A 21,888-nucleotide genomic window follows, 5' to 3' on the forward strand; every position below is an offset into this window, starting at 1 on the left:
CGCGCGCAAGCAGTGCTAGAATTCCTGCCGCAGTATCCAAAGTTTCGGCGCCGATTTGCCTGATCCGCTTGCGGGCGCCTTCCAATAAATCCAGCTAAAGAGGTCCGTATGACCACTCCTGCCCAGAATTTGGCCGGCGATTCGGCCAGCGGGTTCGTCCCCGCAGCCCCCGCGACTCCCGATGCCGCTGATCCCGGTTCCGTCGGCCTCGTCGCTCCCACCTTCATCCGCTTCGATGAGCCGCTGCCGCTGTCCAGCGGCCAGTCGCTGGCCGCCTACGAGCTTGCGGTGGAAACCTACGGCACGCTCAACGCCCAGCGCAGCAACGCCGTCCTGATCTGCCACGCGCTGAATGCCTCGCACCACGTGGCGGGCCAGGCGGCCGACAACCCCAGCGACGTGGGGTGGTGGGACAACATGGTCGGCCCCGGCAAGCCGGTGGACACCGACGTGTTCTTCGTGATCGGCGTCAACAACCTGGGGTCCTGCTTCGGCTCGACCGGCCCGGCCAGCATCGATCCGGAAACCGGCAAGCCCTGGGGCGCGGCCTTTCCGGTGCTGACCGTGGAGGATTGGGTGCGCGCGCAGGCCCGGGTGGCCGACCACTTCGGCATCGAGCGCTTCGCGGCCGTGATGGGCGGATCGCTGGGCGGCATGCAGGCGCTGAGCTGGGCCATCACCTTGCCGGACCGCGTCGCCAATTGCGTGGTGATCGCCAGCACGCCGCGGCTGTCGGCGCAGAACATCGGCTTCAACGAGGTGGCGCGCCGCGCCATCATCACCGATCCGGATTTCCACGGCGGCGATTACTACGCGCAGGACACCGTGCCGCGCCGCGGCCTGTCGGTGGCGCGCATGATCGGCCACATCACCTATCTGTCCGACGACGACATGGCCGAGAAGTTCGGCCGCGCCCAGCGCGCGCCCGGCGAAAACGGCGCCTACCGCTACGGCTACGACGTCGAGTTCGAGGTGGAATCGTACCTGCGCTACCAGGGCGAGAAATTCACCCGCTATTTCGACGCCAACACGTATCTGCTGATCACCCGCGCGCTGGATTACTTCGATCCGGCCCGCAACACCGGCGGCGACCTGGCCCGGGCGCTGGCGCCGGCCAAGGCCGATTTCCTGCTGGTGTCGTTTTCGACCGATTGGCGATTCCCGCCGGAGCGCTCTCGCGAAATCGTCCGGGCGCTGCTGAAGAACGCCAGCCCGGTGACCTACGCCGAGATCGACGCCCCGCACGGCCACGACGCCTTCCTGCTGGAAGACGCCCGCTACCACGCCGTGGTTCGCGGCTACTACGAACGCATCGCGCGCGAGCTGGGCCTGGGCGCCGCGGTCCCGACCGAAGGACGCTCCGAATGAATCCCGTGACTCCCCGCCCCGCGCACAGCGTCCTGCGGCCCGACCTGGCGCGCATCGCAAGCTGGATCGAGCCCGGCAGCCGCGTGCTGGACCTGGGCTGCGGCGACGGGGCGCTGCTGGCGCACCTGCGCGACCACCGCCAGGTGCGCGGCGCGGGCGTGGAACTGGACGACACCTGCGTCATCGCCTGCGTGCGGCGCGGCGTCGAAGTCATCCAGCAGAACCTCGAGGACGGCCTCGCCCTGTTCGACGACAAGCAGTTCGACACCGTGGTGCTGTCGCAGACCCTGCAATCCATGCACCGCACCGAACACATCCTGCGCGAAATGGCGCGGGTGGCGCGTTTCGGCGTGGTGTCGTTCCCCAACTTCGGCTACTGGCCGCATGGCTGGGCCATCCTGCGCGGCCGCATGCCGGTGACGGGCCAGATGCCCTACCAGTGGTACAACACGCCGAACATCCACCTGTGCACGCTGCGCGACTTCGAGCAACTGGCCGGCGAACTGCGCCTGGACATCCTCGAACGCGCCACCTTCAACGAGGGGCGCGAAGTGAAGCTGTTTCCCAGTTGGCGCAGCACCCTGGCGGTGTACCGCTTCGCGTCGCCCTGACATTCCGACACGCATCCTCCCCGCGGCCCGGACGAACAGGCCCTAAAATGCCGCAAGCCCGCGGCGCCAGCCTGTAGCGCCGCGCCGCCGCGTTACAGGAGACCGTCATTACCGCTGCAACCAATGTCTATACCAGCCCCCGCGTGGCCCCGTTGCTGGTCCTGGGCTTCGCCAGCGGATTGCCGCTGGCCCTGACCAGCGGCACCTTGCAGGCCTGGGCCACCGTGGAAGGCGTCCCGCTGCAGCAGATCGGTTTCCTGACCCTGGTAGGCACCGCCTACACCCTCAAGTTCCTGTGGGCGCCCTTCGTGGACCGCTACGTCCCGCCGCTGCTGGGGCGGCGGCGCGGCTGGATGCTGCTGACCCAGTTGCTGCTGGCGGCCGCCATCATGGCGATGGGCGCGCTGTCGCCGTCGTCGTCGCTGCAACCCCTTGCCCTGCTGGCGGTGCTGGTGGCGTTCCTGTCGGCCACGCAGGACATCGCTTTCGACGCCTATTGCACCGACGTGCTGCGCAAGGAAGAGCGCGGGGCCGGCGCGGCCATCAAGGTCATGGGCTACCGGCTGGCCATGATCGTGTCGGGAGGGCTGGCGCTGATCCTGGCGGACCAGTGGATAGGCTGGGGCAATACCTACGTGCTGATGGGAGGGCTGATGCTGCTGTGCGCATTGGCCACGCTGTGGGCGCCGGAACCCGAGCACGTCGCCAGCGCGCCGCGCAATCTGCGCGCGGCGGTGGGCGAACCCCTGCGCGAATTCTTCACGCGGCGCGGGGCGGTGGCCGTGCTGCTGCTGATCGTGCTGTACAAGCTGGGCGACGCTTTCGCGGGCGCCTTGTCGACCACGTTCCTGATCCGCGGCGCGGGGTTCTCCCCGACCGAAGTGGGCACCGTGAACAAGGTGCTGGGGCTGGCCGCGACCATCATCGGCGCGCTGGCCGGCGGATCACTCATGTCGCGCTGGGGCCTGTACCGGTCGCTGATGGCCTTCGGCCTGCTCCAGGCGGTGTCGAACCTGGCGTACTGGCTGATCGCCGTCAGCCCCAAGAGCATCTGGCTGATGGCCGGCGGCGTGGGGATCGAGAACCTGTGCGGCGGCCTGGGCACGGCGTCGTTCGTCGGGCTGCTGATGGCGTTGTGCCGCCAGCAGTTCTCCGCGACCCAGTTCGCGCTGCTGTCGGCGCTGTCGGCCGTGGGCCGAACCTATCTGGCCGGGCCCCTCACGCCGCCGCTGGTCGAGCGCATGGGCTGGCCCGGTTTCTTCCTGCTGACCGTGGCGATCGCGCTGCCCGGCCTGGTGCTGCTGAAGATGTTGCGCGGCACGATAGAAACCATGGAAAAGCAAGGCGATTCGTAGGATGGGTGGAGCGCGAGATCCTCTCCACGAGGACTCCGTTCTTCAGCGCGCGCAACCCATGCTGCCATGGGCAGACTGTTTCCTGTTCCCCGGGTGTCAGACACCCGGGGGGCATTGCTTCAATCCGTACCTCCATCGCGTATCGGGTGTCAGACACCTGGCGCTCTTGCGGCAGGCGCCCGGCGCAGCCCTTACTCTTCGCCCACCAGCCTGACGATCAGCACGTCGCTGGGCAGGGATTCCAGCAGCCGTTCGGCCACGCTGCCGATGGCGGTGCGCAGGATGCCGGTGCGGCCGTGCGTGCCCGTCACGACCAGGTCGGAGCGGTGGTTGAACGAGTACTCGGACAGCACGGTTTCCGGCTGGCCGCATTCCAGCACCACCTTGGGGGCGGTGACGTTGGCCAGTTCGGGCGTCGCGGTGGTGAACTCCCGGGCGCTCTGTTCGGCGGCCTTGTAGAAGTTGCGCGTGACGGTCTCGTCCGGCACGTTCTTGCCCTGGAACGGCACGTCGTAGGCGTGGAAGAGCGTCAGGTTGGCGTTGGGCACCAGTTGCAGCGCGGCGCGCAGGGCCTGGCGCGAGCCGTCGGAGAAGTCGGTGGCCACCAGCACGTCGCGGTACGGCCTGCGCGGACGGGTCTTGACGACCAGCACCGGTTGGCGGGCCTGGCGGGCCAGCTTTTCCACGGTGGTCCCCAGCAGCAGCCGGCCCAGCGTTTCGTCGCGCGCGATGCCGGTGACGATCAGCGAGCAGCCGTAGCTGTCGGCCGTCTCCATGATGCGCGCCAGCGGATCCCCGCTGACCACCACCACCTCGGTCGGCACGTCGGCGGCCGCCAGGTCTTCCGCCAGCTCGCGTTCGGCCAGGGCCTTGTGGTCCGTCGACAGGCGGCGCCAGACGGGCGTGGTCAGGCGCGCCGGCGTGGCATGGGATTCCATGACATGCAGGACGATGAGCTTGGTGTCGAGTTCCTTGGCCAACTGCAGCGCGCGGTCCAGGGCGCGGTCGCCGCGCGCGCTGAGGTCGGTCGCCAACAGGATGGGGCCAGTTTGCTGTGTCATACGTTCTCTCCCGGGTGTGGCCGGACCGACGTCTCCCGCGTCCGTGCGCTCCGGCCGTTCCGCCCTTGCGGGCATATCCCCATTGTCTCGCTGCTTGCCGGACCGGGGCTTGATCGATATCAACGCAACGCCCAGCGTAAGGGATGGCGCGCGTCCAGGCAATGGCCGCCCGCCGGGGCCCGGGCTCAATACAATGGGGCCTGCCCCAACCGCGACCGCCCCATGTTCTCCGACATCTCGCCCTTCCTGCTGCATACGCTGTACCTCGTCGCCATCGTGGCCGAAGCCATGACCGCGGCGCTTTCCGCCGGCCGGCGCGACATGGACTGGATGGGCGTGTGCATCATCGCCTGCGTGACCGCGCTGGGCGGCGGGTCGCTGCGCGACGTGCTGCTGGGGCATTACCCCCTGACCTGGGTGATCCACCCCGAGTACCTGTGGATGACGGGCGGCGCCGCGATCGTGACGGCATTGATCGCGCCGATCATGCGGCGCCTGCGCAGCCTCTTCCTCCTGGCCGACGCCCTGGGCCTGGTGGCGTTCACCGTCATCGGCTGCCAGGTCGCGCAGATGATGCAGTTGCCGATCACGGTGGTGCTGATCAGCGGCATGATCACCGGCTGCGCGGGCGGGGTACTGCGCGACGTGCTCTGCAACGAAGTGCCGCTGCTCTTTCGCAAGGAGCTTTACGCCAGCGTGTCGGTCGTGACGGGCGGGCTGTACCTGGGAGGGCAGGCGCTGGGCCTGTCCGCCAACGCCGCCGTGCCCATCGCGCTTGCCGCCGGCCTGGCGGTGCGCCTGCTGGCGCTGCGGTTCAACTGGCAGATGCCCAAGTTCGTCTACCGGGACGACTGGGACTGAGCGCCGCACCAATTGGCCTGCGGTCCAATTAGTGGATGCCAAAGCGCGTTTACCAGGCGACGGGAGTGAGCCTCCGACACATCCGCAACAATTGGCCTGCGGTCCAATCGACGGACGCCACAGCGCGTTTACCAGGCGACGGAAGTGAGCATCTGGCACATCCGCAACAATTTTCTTATTTGTGTTTCAAGAAATTTCTAGTATCTTGCCTGGTTCGCATACCATGCACACGCAGCACAAGGGGAGCCGATTGGACGTCAAAGCGCCCGCCACGATTCCATATTTCCTACAGGAACAGATTCGTGAATTGATAGTGGACGGGACGATCCGCCCCGGCCAGCCGCTACGGGAACAGGAACTGGAGCAACGTTTCGGCACCAGCCGCAGCCCCATACGGGAAGCGCTGCGCCTGCTGGAATTGAGCGGCCTGGTCACGCACGTTCAGCGCAAGGGCTTCCGGGCCACCCTCTATACGGAAACGCAGGTCCGCCACCTGTACCTGCTGCGCGCGGAACTGGAGGCCTATTGCCTGCGCCAGGCGGCCGTGGCCGACGACCTGGCGCCGCTGCTGGGCGAACTGCGCCGCCATGACGGCGCGATCGCCGCGGCGCTGGCCGGCGGCGACGTGCGCGCCTGCATCTCGGCGGCTTGCGAGTTCTACCTGGCCGCGGCCCGCAGCACGGGCAACACCCCGCTGGCCGGCATGCTCAGCAAGCTATATGAACAGATCGAGCCGCTGCGCTACCTGCTGGCCCGGCGGTCGATGGCGTCCAGCGCCATCCAGGCCTGCACCCGCGGCATCGTCGACGCGATGGCGGTCCGGGACGTCGAGCGCGCGGCCTTCCTGGCGCGCGATTACCTGGCGGATGTGCTGCCGGCGGTCGTGGATGCGTACCGGGACGCCGCGCTGCAGGACGCGGAAGACCTGGCGCCGCGCTACGGGCGCGCCTGACCCCGGGGAGGCGTGCGCACTTCGATGCCGGCCTTTTCCAGGGCCTGGCGTATGCCGTTGGCGAACACCAGGGCGTTGGGCTGGTCGCCGTGGATGCAGAGGGTGTCCGCCCGCACCGGCACGTCCTTGCCGTCCACCGAACGCACCTTGCCTTCGCGCACCATGCGCACGACCTGCGCCACCGCCTGGTCCACGTCTTCGATCATCGCGCCGGCGCGCGTGCGCGGCGTGAGCGAACCGTCGTCCTGGTAGGAGCGGTCGGCGAAGACTTCGCTGGCGGCATCCAGGCCGATGGCGCGGGCCGCGTCGATCAGCTTGCTGCCGGCCAGCCCGTACAGGATCAGCGAGGCATCCACGTCCTTGACGGCCTGGCAGATGGCGCGCGCCAGGCCTTCGTCCTTGGCCGCCATGTTGTAGAGGGCGCCGTGCGCCTTGACGTGATGCAGCCGCGCGCCCTGCGAGGCGGCGACGCCGGCCAGCGCCCCGATCTGGTAGACCACGATGTCGTAGGCCTCGTCGGGGCCGATCTGGATGACGCGGCGGCCGAAGCCGGCCAGGTCCTGAAGGCTGGGGTGCGCGCCCAGCGCCACGCCCTGCTCGAGGGCGGCCGCCACGGTCTTGCGCATGGTGGCCGGATCGCCGCCATGGAAGCCACAGGCGATGTTGGCGGAACTGACGTATTGCAGCACCGCCGCGTCGTTGCCCATGGTCCAGGCGCCATAGCTTTCGCCCATGTCGCAGTTCAGGTCGATTCGAGTGGTCATGGCGGTTTCCTTTCTAGGCCAGGAGCGCGCGCAGCGGCGCCAGCGCTTCTTGCAGTTGCGTAAAGGCGCGCTCGCGCTCGCTGTCCAGGCGCTGCGCCTCTTCCAGCCCGATGGGCTGGAAGCGCAGCGTCTGTCCGGGAGCGCATTGCGCCAGGATGGGCAGGTCCACCGTGGCGATCTGCGCGATCTTGGGATAGCCGCCGGTGGTCTGCCGGTCGGCCATGAGAATGATGGCTTCGCCGCCCGAGGGCACCTGCACGGTGCCGAAGCAGGCGGCCTCCGACAGCATCTGGCGCGGCTGGCTCATGGACAGCGCCGGACCCAGCAGGCGGTAGCCCATGCGGTCGGATTGCGGGCTGATGCGGAATTCCGATCCGGCGAAGTCCTGGCGGGAGGCTTCGGAGAATTCGTCCCAGTGCATGCCCGGCAGGAAGCGGATGGCGTCCCGGCGCTTGGCGCCCAGCGCCGCCGGCAGGTAGACGCGCAATTGCCACAGCGCGTCCTGCAGGGCGTCCAGGTCGCGGCCGCCGACCAGCGGGGCCCGCAGGGGCACCTGGTCGCCCTTGGCCAGCGCGCGTCCCTGGAAACCGCCGAAGCCGCTGCGCAGATAAGTGCTTTCGCTGCCCATGACGCGCGGCAGCGCGAAGCCGCCGTGGACCGCCAGGTAGCCGCGCACTCCCGCGGCCGGCCTGGCGCCGAAGGCCAGCGTGTCGCCGGCCCGCGCGACCAGCGGGCGGTGGATGGGAAGGTCCCGGCCGTTCAGGGTGGCGCCCAGGTCGGCGCCCGCCAGCGCGAAGCACGCCGGCGCGTCGAAGCGCAGCGTGGGGCCCGTCAGCGTCATTTCCAGCGTGGCGGGGTCGTCCGGGTTGCCCGCCAGCGCGTTGGCCAGCCGGTGCGCGCGTTCGTCCATCGCGCCCGCGGCGGGAATGCCCTGGTGCTGGTAGCCCTCGCGGCCGCGGTCCTGGAAGCTGGACAGCATGCCGGGCTTGATCACGGTCACGCTCATCGTCCGGCCTCCCGGATGCGGTCGAATTCCTCGGGGGTGATGGGCACGAAGCGGACCGAGTCGCCGGGCTGGAGCAGGGCGGCGGGCTCGCGGGCCGGATCGAACATGGTCAAGGGCGTGGCGCCGATGATGTTCCAGCCGCCGGGCAGGCGGTTCGGGTAGATCACGGTCTGGCGGTTGGCCACCGCCACCGCGCCGGCCGGCACGGCGGTGCGCGGAGACGGGCGGCGCGGGATGTTCAGTTTTTCGTCGTGCACGCCCAGGTAGGCGTGGCCCGGCGCGAACCCCAGCATGAACACCATGCTGCGGGGTTGGCTGTGCAGTTCGATGACGCCTTCGGGGGTGAGGCCGGCGGCCCGGGCCACTTCGTCCAGGTCGGGGCCGTGTTCGCCGCCGTAGCAGACGGGGATGTCGACTTCGCGGCCGCCCGAGGCGTCGGCGCGGATGCCTTCGGCCAGCAGTTGCCCGATGCGTTCGGCAAGCTGGGCATAGGTGGGGCCGCCGTGCGCGCCGGGCCGGTAGTGCACGGCCACCGCGACGAACGAGGGCACCACGTCGGTCACGCCGGGAAGCCGCGCGTCGCGCAGCCTGGCGGCGGCGGCCAGACAGGTCCTGCCCACCGCCGCGTCGATGCGGTCGCCAAAGGAAACGATGAGGCAGCGGTCACCCTGGGGCAGGATGCGCCAGGAGGTTTCGGCCGGAGAAGGGGGTTCTGATAGGGCGTTCAACGACACGAAACCTGTAGGACGGATTTACTTGGCGAACAACGAATCCATATTCTTGAACGCCTTGAACTCCAGCGCATTGCCCGACGGATCCAGGAAGAACATGGTGGCCTGTTCACCGACCTCGCCCTTGAACCGGATGTAGGGCTCGATGACGAATTCAGTGCCGGCGTCGGTCAGGCGCTGGGCCATGGCCTCCCATTGTTCCATGGAAAGCACCGCGCCGAAATGGCGCACGGGCACATTATGCGAATCCACGGCGCTGGTGGCGCGGTGGCCGCATTCGCTGGGTGCCAGGTGCGCCACGATCTGGTGGCCGTAGAAGTTGAAATCGATCCATTCGGGCGAGCTGCGGCCCTCCGGACAGCCCAGTTTTTCGCCATAGAAGGCGCGGGCTTCGGCCAGGTCGCGGACCGGGAAGGCCAGGTGGAACGGCGGCAGGTTGGTTTGAGCGGTCATGAAAAGCTCCGGGACAAAAAGTGACGATGGGATTGCGGACCGCCGCGAGCGCGGGCTGGCCTTGGCACCAGCCGCTATTTTATTAATTGTTTTTTTGATCAAAAAACGATATTTTTTGTGTCTTAGCATCGAAAAAATTGATCGTGATCAAAGAATTCAAGACCTTTATCGCGGTGGCGCGCGACGGCACCTTTACCGGCGCGGGGGCCCAACTGGGCCTGACCCAGTCCGCCGTCAGCGCCCAGATCAAGCGCCTGGAGGAATACCTGGGCGTGGCGCTGTTCGACCGCGGCGCGCGGGCGGCGGTGCTGAACGCCAATGGCCGCGAGATGCTGCCGCAGGCGGAAGAACTGGTCGCCATGGCCGAGCGCATGGCGGCCACGGCCGGGGCCGGCCATGTGAGCGGGTCGCTGCGGATCGGGGCCATCGCCTCGGTGCAGCAGGATCTGCTGGTGCGCGCCCTGGGCGAGTTCCGCGCGGTCTATCCCGATGTCCGCGTGCGCGTCGTGCCGGGCGTGTCGCTGTCGCTGCTGGGGCAGGTGGACGCGGGCGAGGTGGACATGGCCATGATGATCCGGCCGCCCTTCACCCTGCCGCCGGAACTGGGGTGGCAGCCGCTGCTGCGCGAGGAAGTGGTGCTGGCGATGCCGGCATCGATGGAGCCGGCGCCGTGGCGCGAGTTGCTGGCGGCGCAGCCGTTCATCCGCTACGACCGGGCGTCGTTCGGCGGGCGGGTGGTGGACCTGTTCCTGAAGAAGCAGCGCATCGCGGTGCACGAAGCGGTGGAGCTGGACGAGATCGAGGCCATCGCCAATATGGTGCGGCACGGGCTGGGCGTGGCGTTGCTGCCGCGGTTGCGGGGGCTGGACCTGGACGGGTTGCGCCTGGTGTCCCTGGGCGAGGCGGCGTTCTACCGGGAGATCGGGATCATCGGGCGGCTGCCGTTCGATGCGGGGAGCGTGGGGGGCAAGATGGCGGAATGCCTGGCGCGCGCGGCCTCCGAATCCGATTCTGCGCGCGGCTAGTTCTTGCGCTTGCGCCAAAGGTAGAGGCCGCTGCCCAGGATCGCGATCGCGGCCAGGTCCAGCGCGGCCCAGATCAGGGTGACGACCCCCAGGAGATTGTGGAGGTCCAGCCATTTCAGGCGCGGGGCGCCGCCGCCCGCGCGGACGCGGCGTCCGGCGCGGGCGAGGGGCCGCCGGCGGACAGCCGCACTAGAACTCCGCGGTCACGGACAGCAGGACCGTGCGCGGCGCCGCCACCGTCAGGCCTTCACGCGCGGCCGACAGCCAGTAGTGCTTGTTGAACACGTTCTCCACCGTCGCCCGCAAGGTCACCGGCGTGCCGTTGATGTTCATCGCATAGCGCGCGCCGACGTCGTAGCGGGTCCAGCTCGGCAGTTGCTGCGTGTTCGCCGCATCGACGTATTGCGTGCTGGTGCGCAGCACACGCGCCATCAGGGTCAGGCCTTCCACGAAAGGCGTATCCCATTCCGCCGCGGCGTTGAACTGCCAGCGCGGCACGGCGGGCGCGACGTGGCCGTCGTTCACGCCGCCCTCCGTCTTGGTCAGGACACCGGCGGTGTAGGCCACGCCGCCCAAGAGCCGCACGCGGCGCACCGGCTCGCCCTGCACCAGGAATTCCAGGCCGCGGTTGCGCTGCCTGCCGGCGGCCTGGTAGCGCATCGTATCCGGGTCCAGGTAGGCGCTGGGCTGTTCGATCTGGAATGCGCTCAGGGTGGTCGCAACGGTGCCGAAGTCGTACTTGACGCCGACTTCATATTGCTTGGATACGTCGGGCTTGAAAGTTTCGCCGGCATTCGCGGCTTCGGCCGGGGCCGTGCCGCCCTGGCTCAAACCCTCGATGTAGTTGCCGTACAGCGCCAGTTCCCGGGTCGGCCTCACCGTCAGCGCGATCGCCGGCGTGACGGCCGATTTGCCGTAGTCCGATACGCGGTCGCCCGTGGCGGGGTTGTAGTTCACCGACTGCACGCGCTGCTGGCGCAGGCCGCCGGTCAACTGCACCGCGCCGTCCAGTGCCGAAAGGGTGTCGGCCAGCGCAACGCTGTACAGCCGCGTTTCGCTGGTCTTGCCCAGGTCGCTGGGCTTGGGGATGGACGGTTTGGCCAGGTCGGCGGGATGGTACAGGTCGGAGAACACCGTGCTGGAGGAGCGCACGCGCGCCGACGAATAGTCGATATCGAGGAAGCTGGCCGACAGCACGGGCTCGTGCTTGATCGGGCCGGTATCGAAGCGGCCGCGGATGCCGACTTCGCCGGTCTTGCTCCACAGTTTTTCGTTCAGGCGCGCGGGGATGGAGCCGATCATGCCGTCCGAGTCGAGCATCAGCCAGGTGGTCTGCAGGCTTTCGAAGTCGTGCTTGCGCGCACCCAGCGCGCCGTACACGGTCCAGTCGTCGGAGAGGTCGTATTCCGCGCGCACGTCGCCGGTCCACTCCTTCGCCTTCCAGTAGGTCCAGTCGGGGAAGAAGTTGCGCTTCGGATCCGGCGCATGGCCGATGTCCTCGCCCGGGGAGGGCGGGAACAGCAGGCCGCTGCGCGCGTCGGTCACGCGGTTCTGGTAGTTGATGTCGCCCTCGATGCGGAAGCGGTTGCCGCGATAATCCAGCCCGAGCGAGAAGGCGCCCATGTCTTCGCCGGCGCCGGAGATGTTCATATCGCCGCCGCTGCGCAGCGCGTTCAGGCGCACGCCGGCGCGCTGGTCTTCGCCGAACCGGCGCGCGATGTCCGCCTGCACGCCGAACTGGTTGTTCTCGATATAGGAAAGCGTGACGCGGTTCAGCGGGTCGGCGCCGGCGCGCTTGGGCACCAGGTTGATCGAGCCGCCGACCGAACCGAACGGCGCCATGCCGTTGAGCAGCGCGTTGGGGCCGCGCAGCACCTCGACGCGCTCGATGCCGATCAGCGAGGTGGAGTTGCGCGGGGAGATGCCGTAGAGGCCGTTGTAGGCAACGTCGTAATTGAACAGCGTAAAGCCGCGGATATTGAATTCGTCGCGGCCCGCGCCGCGCGAATAGGTGTTGCGCACCGAGGGGTCGTTCACCAGGACGTCGCCGATGTTCTGCGCCTGCTGGTCCTCGATCAGCTTGGACGTGTACGACGTCACGCTGAAGGGGGTGTCGAGGAAGTCCCTGTCGCCGAGCAGGCCGATCCTGGCTCCGCGCGCCACCTCGCCGCCGGGGTAGGGCTCGGCCGCGGCGGCGGCCGAGCCGGTGACCAGCACGGCGGGCAGGGTGGTTTCGGCAGCCGCGGGCGCGGGCCGCAGCGAGTAGCCGCCGTCGGCCCGGCGCACGGCTTGCAGGCCGGTGCTGCCAAGCAGTATCCGGAAGGCGGCGTCGACGGTATACGCGCCGCGCACCCCGGGGCTGGTCTTGCCGGCCGTCATGTCCGCGGGCACGCTGAGAAGAATGTTGGCCTGGTCCGCGAAGCGGCTCAAAGCGCCCGCCAGGGGGCCGGCGGGAACGTCGTAGGCATGGACGGCGGCCGCGGCAGCGCGCTCGGCGGCTTGCGCATAGGCCGTGCCGACGGCCGCGCCCGTCATCAGGATCGCGCCGAGCAGGGCCTTGCGCACTATGCGGTTCACGGCGACGGGGCGCGGCAATAGGGAGGGGGACAACCCCGGGTGGGCATGGTGCTGCAGGCGGCGCATGGGGCGGCTTTCCTTGTAATGGGGGTGGGCAAGGAGAGGTCCACCGCTGGCAGGCGCGGGGCATGGGCCGGCCGTCCCGGACGGGTATTGCCGCACGGGCGCGGCGCGTGTCCGCGGGGTCCTCTTCCCCTGTTAATCGAACGAGCAGCGGAAAAGCGAACCGCGGTGCGAAGATTTTCTGGAGGACTGGCGGCCTGGGGCGAGGCCGCGGACGAAAACGGGGAGCCCGGCGGGCGCGCTTACCTGGGTTCGAGCGTCACCCACCACGGCAGCGTGCGCTGGACGCGTATCGGCAGATCCCGTTCGAGCATGGCCAGCGTGCGGTCCCTGTCGTTGGCCGGATAGCGGCCAACGACGCGCAGGCCGGCGACGCGGGGATCGACGCCCGTATACCCGGCGTGATAGCGCCCCAACTCCGCGATGAGGTCGGCGAGGGACAGGTTCTCCGCCAGGATCACGCCGCGAGACCAGGCTTCGCGCGCCGGATCGGCCGGGGCGGCCGCGGAGATGCCGTCGGCGGTGAAACGCATTTGTTCCCCGGCGCGGACGAGCGCGGCGCGGCCGGCAAGGTTCTGGATGCGCACCTGCCCGCCATAGACCGCCAACAGGACATCGTCTTCCGTCTGCCTGACGGTGAAGCGAGTGCCCAGCGCCTGCAGCCGGCCAAAGCGGGTATCGACGAAGAAGGGCCGCTGCCGGGCATCCCTGCCGGTTTCGATGAGGATTTCGCCGCTGGCCAGCGTCACCAGGCGGCGATCCTGGTTGAAATGGACATCGATGGCGCTGCGGGTGTTGAGCCAGACGCGGGTGTCGTCGGCCAGGAGGATGTCGCGCTGTTCGCCGATGCCGGTGGCATAGTCGGACCGCCAGGCGGTGACGACGGCGGGCAAGGGGGTGAGCCGCCAGGACAGCCAGCCCAGGATGCCCACGCCGCCCAGCGCCAGGACGCGGCCGGCGGCCTGGCGGCGCGACGGCGCGCGGCGGGAAGCGACCTGTACCGCTTTCTCGGCGGCTTCGCGTTCGCCGTCGGCGCGAAAAAGGGCGAAGCGCCGGCTGACCGCCTCGACGTGCGCCCAGGCCCGGCTATGTTCCGGCCGCGCGTCCAGCCAGCGTTGCCAGGCGGCGCGCTGCCGCGGGCCGGTTTCGGCATCCTGCAAGACCGCATACCACTCGGCCGCCACTTTCAGGCTTTCATAGTCCGCTTGCGCCGGGAGGTCGTCCGCCAGGGCCGGCCGGGGTGCCGCCGCCATGGCTAGGGCGCCAGCCCGGCGTCGATCAGCGCGAGATGCAGCATGGCCTGGGCCAGGTACTTCTGCACCATGCGCAGGGACACGCCCATCCGGTCGGCGATCTCCCGGGTGGACAGTCCATGTATCTGGGCCTGGATGAAGGCCGAACGCACTTTTTCCGGCAGGCGGCCGAGCCATTCGCCGACTTCCATCAGGGTTTCGATCACCAGCGCCTGGTGTTCAGGCGAAGGCGCGTAGGCTTCAGGCTGGGCCGCCAGGCTTTCCAGCCAGGCCTGTTCCACTTCCCGCCGCCGCCAGAGATCAGTGCACAACCCTTGCGCCATGGTGCGCAGATAGGCCCGCGCGGCCCCCGCGGTGGCAAAACCCTCGGGCGCCGGCCTGAGGATCAGGCGCAGGAAGGCATCGTGCGCCAGATCGGCGGCGTCCGCGGCGTTGCCCAGCCGCCGCCGCAGCCATCCCAGCAGCCAGCCGTGATGATCGCTGTATAGAGCGTGCAGATCTTGCTGCACGGGGAGATCGGCGGCGGACATCGGACGGACCCAGGCGCGATAGGCACGCCAAATTCAAGATGGATAGGAATGGTTATCGTTTATAACTGAAGTCCGCGGCATTGCGCAATGCGGATAAGCGCCGGGCCCGCGCGGGGAATGGGCGCGGCAGCAAAAAGGGCCCGCTTTCGCGGGCCCCTCTGCCATGCCGGAACAGATTTACACCCGGTCGCAACGGACCGTGATGGGATGGTTGCGCAAGGTCGTCATGACCAGATCGTCGACCTGGCCTTCCACGTCGGTGATCACATAGCCGACCTGGCCCTTCGTCTGCAGGCTCTGGCTGACGATGTTCAGGCCGTGCTGCGCCATCAGGTTGTCCAGCGTGCCGAGCGCGCCCGGGGCGTTGCGGTGCACGTGCAGGATGCGAGTGTCGCCGGCCTGCTCCAGGTAGGGCAGTTCGGGGAAGTTGACCGCGCCCTTGGTGGTGCCCGCCTGCAGGAAGCGCACCAGCTTTTCGGCGACTTCGCGGCCGATGTTCTCTTGCGATTCCTGCGTGCTGCCGCCGATGTGCGGGGTGAGGATGACGTTGGGCATGCCGATCAGCGGGCTGGCCAGCGGTTCGTCCGGACCCTTGGGTTCGGTGGGGAACACGTCCAGCGCGGCGCCGGCCAGGTGGCCGGATTTCAGGGCGGCGTGCAGCGCGTCGATGTCCACCACCGCGCCGCGCGAGGCGTTGATCAAAATGGCGCCGCGGCGCATGCGCCCGATGGTTGCGGCGTTCATGATCTTTTCGGTGGACTTGCCGCCCGGCACGTGCAGGGTCACGACGTCGGCCTGCTCCAGCAGATCGTTGAGCGTCCCGGCGGGGCGGGCGTTGCCCAGCGGCAGCTTGGCCTCGACGTCGTGGTAGATCACGCGCATGCCCAGGCTTTCGGCCAGCGTGCTGATCTGCGAGCCGATATTGCCGTAGCCCACGATGCCCAGCGTCTTGCCGCGGGTTTCGAAGGCGCCGGAGGCGCTCTTGTCCCAGTGGCCGAGGTGCACGCGCGCGTTCTTTTCCGGAATCCGGCGCAGCAGCAGGATGGCTTCGCCCAACACCAGTTCGGCGACCGAGCGGGTGTTCGAGAAGGGCGCATTGAATACCGGGACGCCGCGCTGCATGGCCGCGTCCAGGTCGACCTGGTTGGTGCCGATGCAGAAGCAGCCCACGACGCGCAGGTCGGGGTTGCCGGACAGCAGGCTGGCGTCCAGGTGCGTGCGAGAACGGATCCCGGCCACCTGCGCGCCGCGCAGGGCTTCGCCCAATTGTGCCGGCGGCAAGGCCGTGGCGTGCGTGACGATGTCGGTGTAGCCGGCGGCTTCGAAGACGGCGCGGGCGCTCGGATGGATGTTCTCGAACAGGACGATTTTTGCCATGACTGCCAAGGGAGGGGTGGGGAATGCGTTTTATTTATTGTGGCGCATTTTTGCTGCGGTGCAAGGAGTAGCCATTGGGGCGGTGGGGGTGAATTGTTTCAGCGGTAGGACTGGAACACCTGGGCGCCGCCCCGCTTGTCCACCAGCACCACGTCGTGCGGGGTCTTGCGGCCGCCGTATTCGGGGCCGTCCATGCCGGGCGAGCCCAGCGGCATGCCCGGGGCGGCCAGGCCCGCGGCGTCGGGCTTTTCCAGCAGCAGCCGGCGCACGTCGCTGGCGGGCACGTGGCCTTCGATGGCGTAGCCTTCCACGGCCGCGGTGTGGCAGGAGCCATAGTCCGCCATCCCGGCGTTGCGGCGGATGGGGCCGGTGTCCTGGACGTCGTGCGCGGTGACGGCGAAACCGTTGTCGCGCATGTGCTGGATCCAGTCCTCGCAGCAGCCGCAAGTGGGCGTTTTCCAGACTTCGACCCGGGTGGGCGCCTGCGCGGCGGCAAGGGCGGGCAGGCACAGGGCCGCGGCGAGGGCCAGGCGGCGCGTAAGGCGAGGGACGTTCATGATGCTCCGTGCTGGGGACGTGGACATACGGTTCAGAACCAGAACCGCACGCCCGCCATGATGGCGGTCTGGGACCGGCTGGCGCCGGCGTCCGACGCGTAGCGGGCGGTCTGGCCGAACTTGCGTTCAAAGGATACGCCAATATAGGGCACGAACTCGCGGGTGACCTCGTAGCGCAGCCGCAGCGACAGCGATCCGTCCGACAGGCCGGAGCCGATGCCGCGTTCCGGGTCGTCCTTGCCGTAGAGGCTGGCTTCCAGCTCCGGCGTGAAGATCAGGCGCTGCGTCAGCAGCAGGTCGTATTCGGCCTTCAGTGCCAGCGCCGTGCGGCCGGACGAGCCCGCGTAGCCGGTGGCTTCGAGTTCGATGTTGTAGGGCAGGACGCCTTCGACGCCGATGGCCGCCCAGTTGCGCTTGGGGCCGGCGCCGATGTCCCGGCGCGCGCCCAGTTGCAGGTCCCAGAAGGGCGAGACGGCATGGCTCCAGAACGCTTCGACCTTGCCGTCCGATCCTTCGCCGTTCTCGCGTTCGCCCTCGCTCTTGACCAGCAGGCGGTCGGTGGCGGTGCCGAACCAGAAGCGCCCGTCCCAGTCCAGCGCGTTCCGCCCATCGCGGTTGCGCAAGACGCCGAACCTGTCGAACAGCACCTGCCAAGTGGGCGCGTTGTCCATCATGTGCGGATGGATGCCGTAGCTGTCGTAGCCGCGTTCGCCCGCGCCGTCGCTGGACGGCAGGCTGCCGATGGGCGGGGCGGCCCGCGCGCCGTCCTCCATCGGCCCGTGGTCCATCGACCCGTGGTCCATTCCAGGCATGGAACCATGGTCCATCGCGGCCGGCTGGGCCCAGGCGGCGGGGGCGGACAGCGCCGCGGCCAGCGCGCAGGCGCGCAACCGTCCGGTGTGGCGATTCATCGGTTTCATCGTTTACTCCACCACGACCGCTCTGAACATGCCGGCCTCCATGTGGTACAGCAGGTGGCAGTGGTAGGCCCAGTTTCCGCGCGCGTCCGCGCTGACGCGGTAGCTCAGCCGCTGCGCCGGGTTGAGGGAGATAGTGTGCTTGCGCACCTGGAAGGCGCCGTCCGGCGATTCCAGGTCGCTCCACAGCCCGTGCAGGTGGATGGGATGCGTCATCATCGTGTCGTTGACCAGGACGAAGCGCACGCGTTCGCCGTAGCGCAGCACGATGGGCCTGGCGTCCGAGAACTTCACGCCGTTGAAGGACCACATATAGCGCTCCATGGTCCCGGTCAGGTGCAGCTCGATCTCGCGGGACGGCGCGCGGTCGTCCTCGGGTTCGCGCAGGGACCGCAGGTCGGCGTAGGTCAGCACGCGGCGGCCGTTGCCGCGCAGGCCGACGCCGGGATCGTCCAGCCGGGTCGACACCACGTCGGGCAGCATGGAATTGCCCACGCCGCGCTCGGCCGGATAGGGGTGTTCGACCTCCACCATGCCGCCTTGCCCCGCGCCGGCGCCGTGGCCGCCGTGGTCCATGCCCGGCATGGCGCCATGGCCGCCGCCGCCCATGCCGTGCGCCATGCCCATGTCCATCATGCCCAGCAACTGCACGCGGTCCAGCGCCGGCACCTCGGCCTGCATGCCCGCGCGCGGCGCCAGCGTGGCGCGCGCGTAGCCCGAGCGGTCCATGGCCTGCGAGAAAATGGTGTAGGCGCGCTCGTCCAGGGGCTCGACGATGACGTCATAGGTTTCGGCCACGCCGATGCGGAACTCGTCCACGTCCACGGGGCGCACGTCCTGCCCGTCCGCCGCCACCACCGTCATCTTCAGCCCGGGGATGCGGACGTCGAAGTACGTCATCGCGGAACCGTTGATGAAGCGCAGGCGCACGCGTTCGCCCGGCTGGAACAGGCCCGTCCAGTTGCCGGCCGGCGTGGCGCCGTTGGTGAGGAAGGTATAGGTGGCGCCGGACACGTCTGCCAGGTCCGACGGATTCATGCGCATTTGTTCCCACATCAGCCGTTCCGACAGCGCGGCGCTCCAGCCCTTGTCGCGGGCCTCGGCGCGCAGGCTTTCGACGCTGGGCTGGATGCGGTTGTAGTAGTCCGGCATGATCTTCAGCTTGTTGAAGAGCCGCATGGGATCTTCGTCCGTCCAGTCGGACAGCAGCACCGTGTAGTCGCGGTCGGAAGCGATGGGATCGCGGCGGCGCGGGTCGATGACGATTGCGCCGTACAGGCCGGTCTGTTCCTGGAAGCCGGAGTGGCTGTGATACCAGTACGTGCCGCTCTGGCGCACGTCGAAGCGGTAGGTGAAGGTCTGCCCCGGATCGATGCCGGGAAAGCTCAGCCCCGGCACGCCGTCCATGTCGGTGGGCAGCAGGATGCCGTGCCAGTGGATGGAGGTCTGTTCGCGCAGGCGGTTGGTGACGTGCAGGGTCACCGTGTCGCCTTCGCGCCAGCGCAGCACCGGGGCGGGCAGCCGCCCGTTCACCGTGGTGCCGATGCGGGCCGCGCCCGTGAAATTCACGGGGGTTTCGCCGATCTCCAGATGGAATTCGGTGCCGCGCAATTCCGCGGCCGCGGCGGGGGCGGCCAGCGCGGCGCGCCAGTTGCCCAGCGCGGCCAGCGCGCCGCCGCCGGCCAGGCCCTGCACGAAGCGCCGGCGGGAAAGGGGAAGGGAGACTGTCATGTCGGATCCGTTCGGGCGGCGGCGCTCACTGCACCGACACCGCGCCCTTCATGCCGGCGGTGTAGTGGCCGGGCTCCAGGCAGCCGAAGGACACCGTGCCGGCCTTGTCGAAGCGCCAGACGATCTGGCCGCTCCCGCCGCCTTCCAGCGACACGGCATTGGCTTCCTCGTGGCGCATGCCCGGGTCCTTCATCATCATGTCGTAGTGCGCCTTGAGGTCGGCGTCGGTGCCCAGCACCAGTTCGTGCCGGATCCTGCCGGAATTCCGCACGTTCAGGCGCACGGTCTCGCCCGCCTTGACCTCGATGCGGGCGGGCGTGAAGCGCATGGCGTCGGTCATGTCGACGTCGATGCTGCGGGTGACGCGGGCCGGGTCGCCCGGCTTGCCGATGGGGGCCGAGGCGGCCGGCGCGGCGTGGCCGGCGTGGTCGCCATGGCCGCCGGCGGCATGCGCGGAGCCCGCGCCGAGCGTCAGGGCCAGGAAGGCGGCTTGGGTGGTGCGGAGCAGAATGCCTTTCACGCGGATCCTCGATGGTGGGGACGGTGATGGCACTGTAGGAAAACGGCGGTGACCCTATCCTGTCGCCCGGATTACATTTTTGTAATGTCGGCCGCCGCGGCGTGGCCGTCGGGCCCGCGCAGGGTGATGCCGACGACGGTGCCGCGGGCGTCCGACGCGGCGTCCACTTCGCCGCCGTGCATGCGGGCGATGGCGCGCACGATGGCCAGGCCCAGCCCGTGGCCTTCGCTGCGCGGCGCGCGCGCCTGGCCCGAGCGGAAGAAGCGGTCGAAGATTCGGGGCAGGTCGGCGGCGGGGATGGGGGGGCCGGGGTTGCGCGCTTCCACCCGGGCGCCGGCCGGCGACGCCGAGCACGACAGCACGATTTCGCCGCCGCGGGGCGTGGCCTTGATGGCGTTGGAGATCAGGTTGGCCAGCGCGCGGCGCACCAGCCCCGGGTTGGCGGCGACGGCGGCATCTCCCTCGCAGCGCAGGGCGACCCCGTGTTCCTCCAGGGTGGCCTCGTAGTATTCCGCCACGCGCCGCGCTTCGGCGGCCAGCGATACCGGCTTGAGGTCCGCCGCCCGTTCGCCGCGGTCGGCGCGGGCCAGGAACAGCATGTCGTTGACCAGGGTCTTCAGGTCTTCCAGTTCTTCCAGGTTGGATTCCAGGGCGTCGCGCAGTTCATTGGCGCTGCGCGGCGACGACAGCATGACCTGCGCGCCGTTGATCAGCGTGGCCAGCGGCGTGCGCAGTTCGTGCGCCACGTCGGCATTGAAGCCCTCCATCTGCTGGTAGGCCTCTTGCAGCCGCTCCAGGGTCCGGTTGAAGGACCGCACCAGTTCGTGCAGTTCGCGGTCGGTGTCTTCCAGCGGCAGGCGCCGCGACAGGTTGTCGGGCTGGATGCGGGCCGCCTGTTCGGACAGCCTGCGCGCCGGCGCCATGCTGCGGCGCACGGCCCAGGCGGCCAGCATCACCGTCGCGCCCACCCACAGCGCGCAGATCAGCGCCAGCGCGGTGCCATAGGCATACAGGAACTGCGAACTGCTGCGGGTGCTGACGGCCACGGTCAACTGCGCGCCGGGCAGGATGCGGTCGTTCATGTCCACGCGCAGCCCGCGCATGCGGCCGCCGTCCGGGGCCTGCAACACGACCTGCCTGTCCGGCAGCGTTTCCAGCGTTTCGGGGGCGGCGCCGCCGTAGACCACTTTGCCCTGGGCGTCCAGGATCCAGATCCCCAATTGGCCCTGGCCCGCCCGCATCTCGTCGAAAGTGGCGGCCAGGTCCTGCAGGCCGCTGGCGCTGTTCTGCATGTCGATCAGGTGGTCGATCAGTTCCAGCTTGCCGCTGACCTCGGTGATTTCCTGGCGCTCGACCTCGCGCTTGAGCGCCCAGAACAGGGTGGCGCCCGCCAGGCTGGACACCAGCAGCGCGATGGCGCCCAGCAGCAAGGTCAGGCGCGCCTGCATGGAGCGCATGCGCGGCGGCTTTTTCATGCGGGGCGGCCATCTGGGGGGCGGCCGTCCGCGGGGCGCGATTCCAGCACGTAGCCCATGCCGCGCACCGTGTGCAGCAATTTGGTGTCGTAGGGGTCGTCCAGCTTGCCGCGCAGCCGCCGCACGGCGACGTCGATGACGTTGGTGTCGCTGTCGAAGTTCATGTCCCAGACCTGTTCGGCCAGCGTCGTGCGCGACAGCACCTGGCCCTGGCGGCGCAGCAGCAGCGCCAGCAGGCTGAATTCCTTGGCGGTCAGGTCCAGCCGCCGCCCGGCCCGCTGGGCGCGGCGCCGCGCCAGGTCCAGTTCCAGGTCGGCCAGCCGCAGCACCGTGGGTTCCTGCGAGCGCCCGCGCCGCAGCAGCGCCTGCACGCGCGCCAGGAACTCCGAGAAGGCGAAGGGTTTGACCAGGTAGTCGTCGGCGCCGCCCTCCAGCCCGCGCACGCGGTCTTCCACGGCGTCGCGCGCCGTCAGCATCAGGATCGGGGTGTCTTTCTGGGCGCGCACGGCGGCCAGGACGCCGAACCCGTCCACGCCCGGCAGCATCACGTCCAGCACGATCAGGTCGTAGGCGCCTTCCAGCGCCAGGTGCAGGCCGTTCACGCCGTCGCGGGCGAGGTCCACGACGTGGCTTTGCTCCGACAGCCCCTTTTTGAGGTAGTCGGCCAGTTTGGGTTCGTCTTCGATGACCAGGATGCGCAT

Annotated in this window: 21 protein-coding genes and 1 riboswitch; of the genes, 6 read left to right on the plus strand and 15 right to left on the minus strand. The window is 69.0% G+C overall.

Annotation, left to right across the window (positions count from 1 at the left end):
• Positions 1 to 37: 37 nt before the first annotated feature.
• Positions 38 to 119, plus strand: a riboswitch (SAM riboswitch).
• The 3 genes from metX (at position 109) to AVE30378_RS14075 (ending at position 3,334) form a co-directional block, all read left to right on the plus strand.
• On the plus strand, positions 109 to 1,368 hold the full coding sequence (gene metX, locus AVE30378_RS14065) for a homoserine O-succinyltransferase MetX (RefSeq protein WP_129241498.1): 1,260 nt from the start codon (positions 109 to 111) through the stop codon (positions 1,366 to 1,368). It overlaps the preceding riboswitch by 11 nt.
• Positions 1,365 to 1,979, plus strand: a complete 615-nt coding sequence (gene metW, locus AVE30378_RS14070; RefSeq protein ID WP_129241499.1) for a methionine biosynthesis protein MetW — start codon at positions 1,365 to 1,367, stop codon at positions 1,977 to 1,979. The genes metX and metW overlap by 4 nt, the downstream gene beginning before the upstream one ends.
• 107 nt (positions 1,980 to 2,086) lie before the next feature.
• Entirely contained in the window at positions 2,087 to 3,334 is a 1,248-nt protein-coding gene (locus tag AVE30378_RS14075) for a muropeptide transporter (RefSeq protein ID WP_129241500.1), read from the plus strand.
• A gap of 191 nt (positions 3,335 to 3,525) precedes the next feature.
• Here AVE30378_RS14075 and AVE30378_RS14080 read toward each other — a convergent pair whose 3' ends face one another.
• Positions 3,526 to 4,395, minus strand: coding sequence for a universal stress protein (locus tag AVE30378_RS14080; protein WP_129241501.1), 870 nt, complete (start codon positions 4,393 to 4,395; stop codon positions 3,526 to 3,528).
• A 222-nt stretch (positions 4,396 to 4,617) separates the two neighbouring features.
• Between AVE30378_RS14080 and AVE30378_RS14085 the strand changes: the two genes are divergently transcribed.
• The gene (locus AVE30378_RS14085) at positions 4,618 to 5,256 is read left to right on the plus strand and encodes a trimeric intracellular cation channel family protein (RefSeq protein ID WP_129241502.1); all 639 of its coding nucleotides are present in this window, start codon (positions 4,618 to 4,620) and stop codon (positions 5,254 to 5,256) included.
• Positions 5,257 to 5,506: 250 nt separating this feature from the next.
• Positions 5,507 to 6,208, plus strand: coding sequence for a GntR family transcriptional regulator (locus AVE30378_RS14090; protein ID WP_244235042.1), 702 nt, complete (start codon positions 5,507 to 5,509; stop codon positions 6,206 to 6,208).
• Here AVE30378_RS14090 and AVE30378_RS14095 read toward each other — a convergent pair.
• From AVE30378_RS14095 to AVE30378_RS14110, 4 genes are read right to left on the minus strand one after another with little or no spacing between them, the layout of a single operon-like run.
• Positions 6,193 to 6,972, minus strand: coding sequence for a LamB/YcsF family protein (locus AVE30378_RS14095; protein ID WP_129241504.1), 780 nt, complete (start codon positions 6,970 to 6,972; stop codon positions 6,193 to 6,195). The genes AVE30378_RS14090 and AVE30378_RS14095 overlap by 16 nt on opposite strands.
• A gap of 13 nt (positions 6,973 to 6,985) precedes the next feature.
• Positions 6,986 to 7,978 carry a 5-oxoprolinase subunit C family protein gene (locus AVE30378_RS14100; RefSeq protein WP_129241505.1) on the minus strand — a complete coding sequence of 331 codons (993 nt, stop codon included), beginning with the start codon at positions 7,976 to 7,978 and terminating at the stop codon, positions 6,986 to 6,988.
• The gene (gene pxpB / locus AVE30378_RS14105; protein ID WP_129241506.1) at positions 7,975 to 8,706 is read right to left on the minus strand and encodes a 5-oxoprolinase subunit PxpB; all 732 of its coding nucleotides are present in this window, start codon (positions 8,704 to 8,706) and stop codon (positions 7,975 to 7,977) included. Before pxpB ends, AVE30378_RS14100 begins: the two co-directional genes overlap by 4 nt.
• 24 nt (positions 8,707 to 8,730) lie before the next feature.
• Positions 8,731 to 9,162: a VOC family protein gene (locus AVE30378_RS14110; RefSeq protein WP_062684611.1), complete on the minus strand. Its 432-nt coding sequence runs from the start codon at positions 9,160 to 9,162 to the stop codon at positions 8,731 to 8,733.
• 143 nt (positions 9,163 to 9,305) lie between these two features.
• On the opposite strand from AVE30378_RS14110, the gene AVE30378_RS14115 reads away from it, so the two are divergent.
• On the plus strand, positions 9,306 to 10,187 hold the full coding sequence (locus tag AVE30378_RS14115; protein ID WP_165360186.1) for a LysR family transcriptional regulator: 882 nt from the start codon (positions 9,306 to 9,308) through the stop codon (positions 10,185 to 10,187).
• Positions 10,188 to 10,376: 189 nt separating this feature from the next.
• Here the strand turns inward: AVE30378_RS14115 and AVE30378_RS14125 are convergent, their stop codons facing one another.
• The 10 genes from AVE30378_RS14125 to AVE30378_RS14170 all read right to left on the minus strand — a co-directional run bounded on the left by AVE30378_RS14125 (position 10,377) and on the right by AVE30378_RS14170 (position 21,888).
• Complete coding sequence (locus AVE30378_RS14125) at positions 10,377 to 12,830, minus strand: TonB-dependent receptor (RefSeq protein WP_129241508.1); 2,454 nt, start codon at positions 12,828 to 12,830, stop codon at positions 10,377 to 10,379.
• Positions 12,831 to 13,069: 239 nt separating this feature from the next.
• Positions 13,070 to 14,080 (minus strand): FecR domain-containing protein, encoded by a 1,011-nt coding sequence (locus tag AVE30378_RS14130; protein WP_129241509.1) that lies wholly within the window; start codon positions 14,078 to 14,080, stop codon positions 13,070 to 13,072.
• A gap of 2 nt (positions 14,081 to 14,082) precedes the next feature.
• Positions 14,083 to 14,610, minus strand: a complete 528-nt coding sequence (locus tag AVE30378_RS14135) for a sigma-70 family RNA polymerase sigma factor (RefSeq protein WP_129241510.1) — start codon at positions 14,608 to 14,610, stop codon at positions 14,083 to 14,085.
• A 177-nt stretch (positions 14,611 to 14,787) separates the two neighbouring features.
• Positions 14,788 to 15,987, minus strand: a complete 1,200-nt coding sequence (serA, locus tag AVE30378_RS14140) for a phosphoglycerate dehydrogenase (RefSeq protein ID WP_129241511.1) — start codon at positions 15,985 to 15,987, stop codon at positions 14,788 to 14,790.
• Between the two features lie 98 nt (positions 15,988 to 16,085).
• Positions 16,086 to 16,544 carry a DUF411 domain-containing protein gene (locus AVE30378_RS14145; RefSeq protein WP_129241512.1) on the minus strand — a complete coding sequence of 153 codons (459 nt, stop codon included), beginning with the start codon at positions 16,542 to 16,544 and terminating at the stop codon, positions 16,086 to 16,088.
• Positions 16,545 to 16,576: 32 nt separating this feature from the next.
• Entirely contained in the window at positions 16,577 to 17,464 is an 888-nt protein-coding gene (locus tag AVE30378_RS14150; protein WP_244235043.1) for a copper resistance protein B, read from the minus strand.
• Positions 17,465 to 17,467: 3 nt separating this feature from the next.
• Positions 17,468 to 19,192 carry a copper resistance system multicopper oxidase gene (locus tag AVE30378_RS14155; RefSeq protein WP_129241513.1) on the minus strand — a complete coding sequence of 575 codons (1,725 nt, stop codon included), beginning with the start codon at positions 19,190 to 19,192 and terminating at the stop codon, positions 17,468 to 17,470.
• Between the two features lie 25 nt (positions 19,193 to 19,217).
• A complete protein-coding gene (locus tag AVE30378_RS14160) occupies positions 19,218 to 19,712 on the minus strand; it encodes a cupredoxin domain-containing protein (protein ID WP_129241514.1) in 495 nt (164 codons plus the stop codon).
• 71 nt (positions 19,713 to 19,783) lie between these two features.
• Entirely contained in the window at positions 19,784 to 21,187 is a 1,404-nt protein-coding gene (locus AVE30378_RS14165) for a heavy metal sensor histidine kinase (RefSeq protein ID WP_165360187.1), read from the minus strand.
• A complete protein-coding gene (locus AVE30378_RS14170; protein WP_129241609.1) occupies positions 21,184 to 21,888 on the minus strand; it encodes a heavy metal response regulator transcription factor in 705 nt (234 codons plus the stop codon). The genes AVE30378_RS14165 and AVE30378_RS14170 overlap by 4 nt, the downstream gene beginning before the upstream one ends.

The organism is Achromobacter veterisilvae, assembly GCF_900496975.1.
In the GTDB taxonomy this organism is placed as follows: Bacteria; Pseudomonadota; Gammaproteobacteria; order Burkholderiales; family Burkholderiaceae_B; genus Achromobacter; species Achromobacter veterisilvae.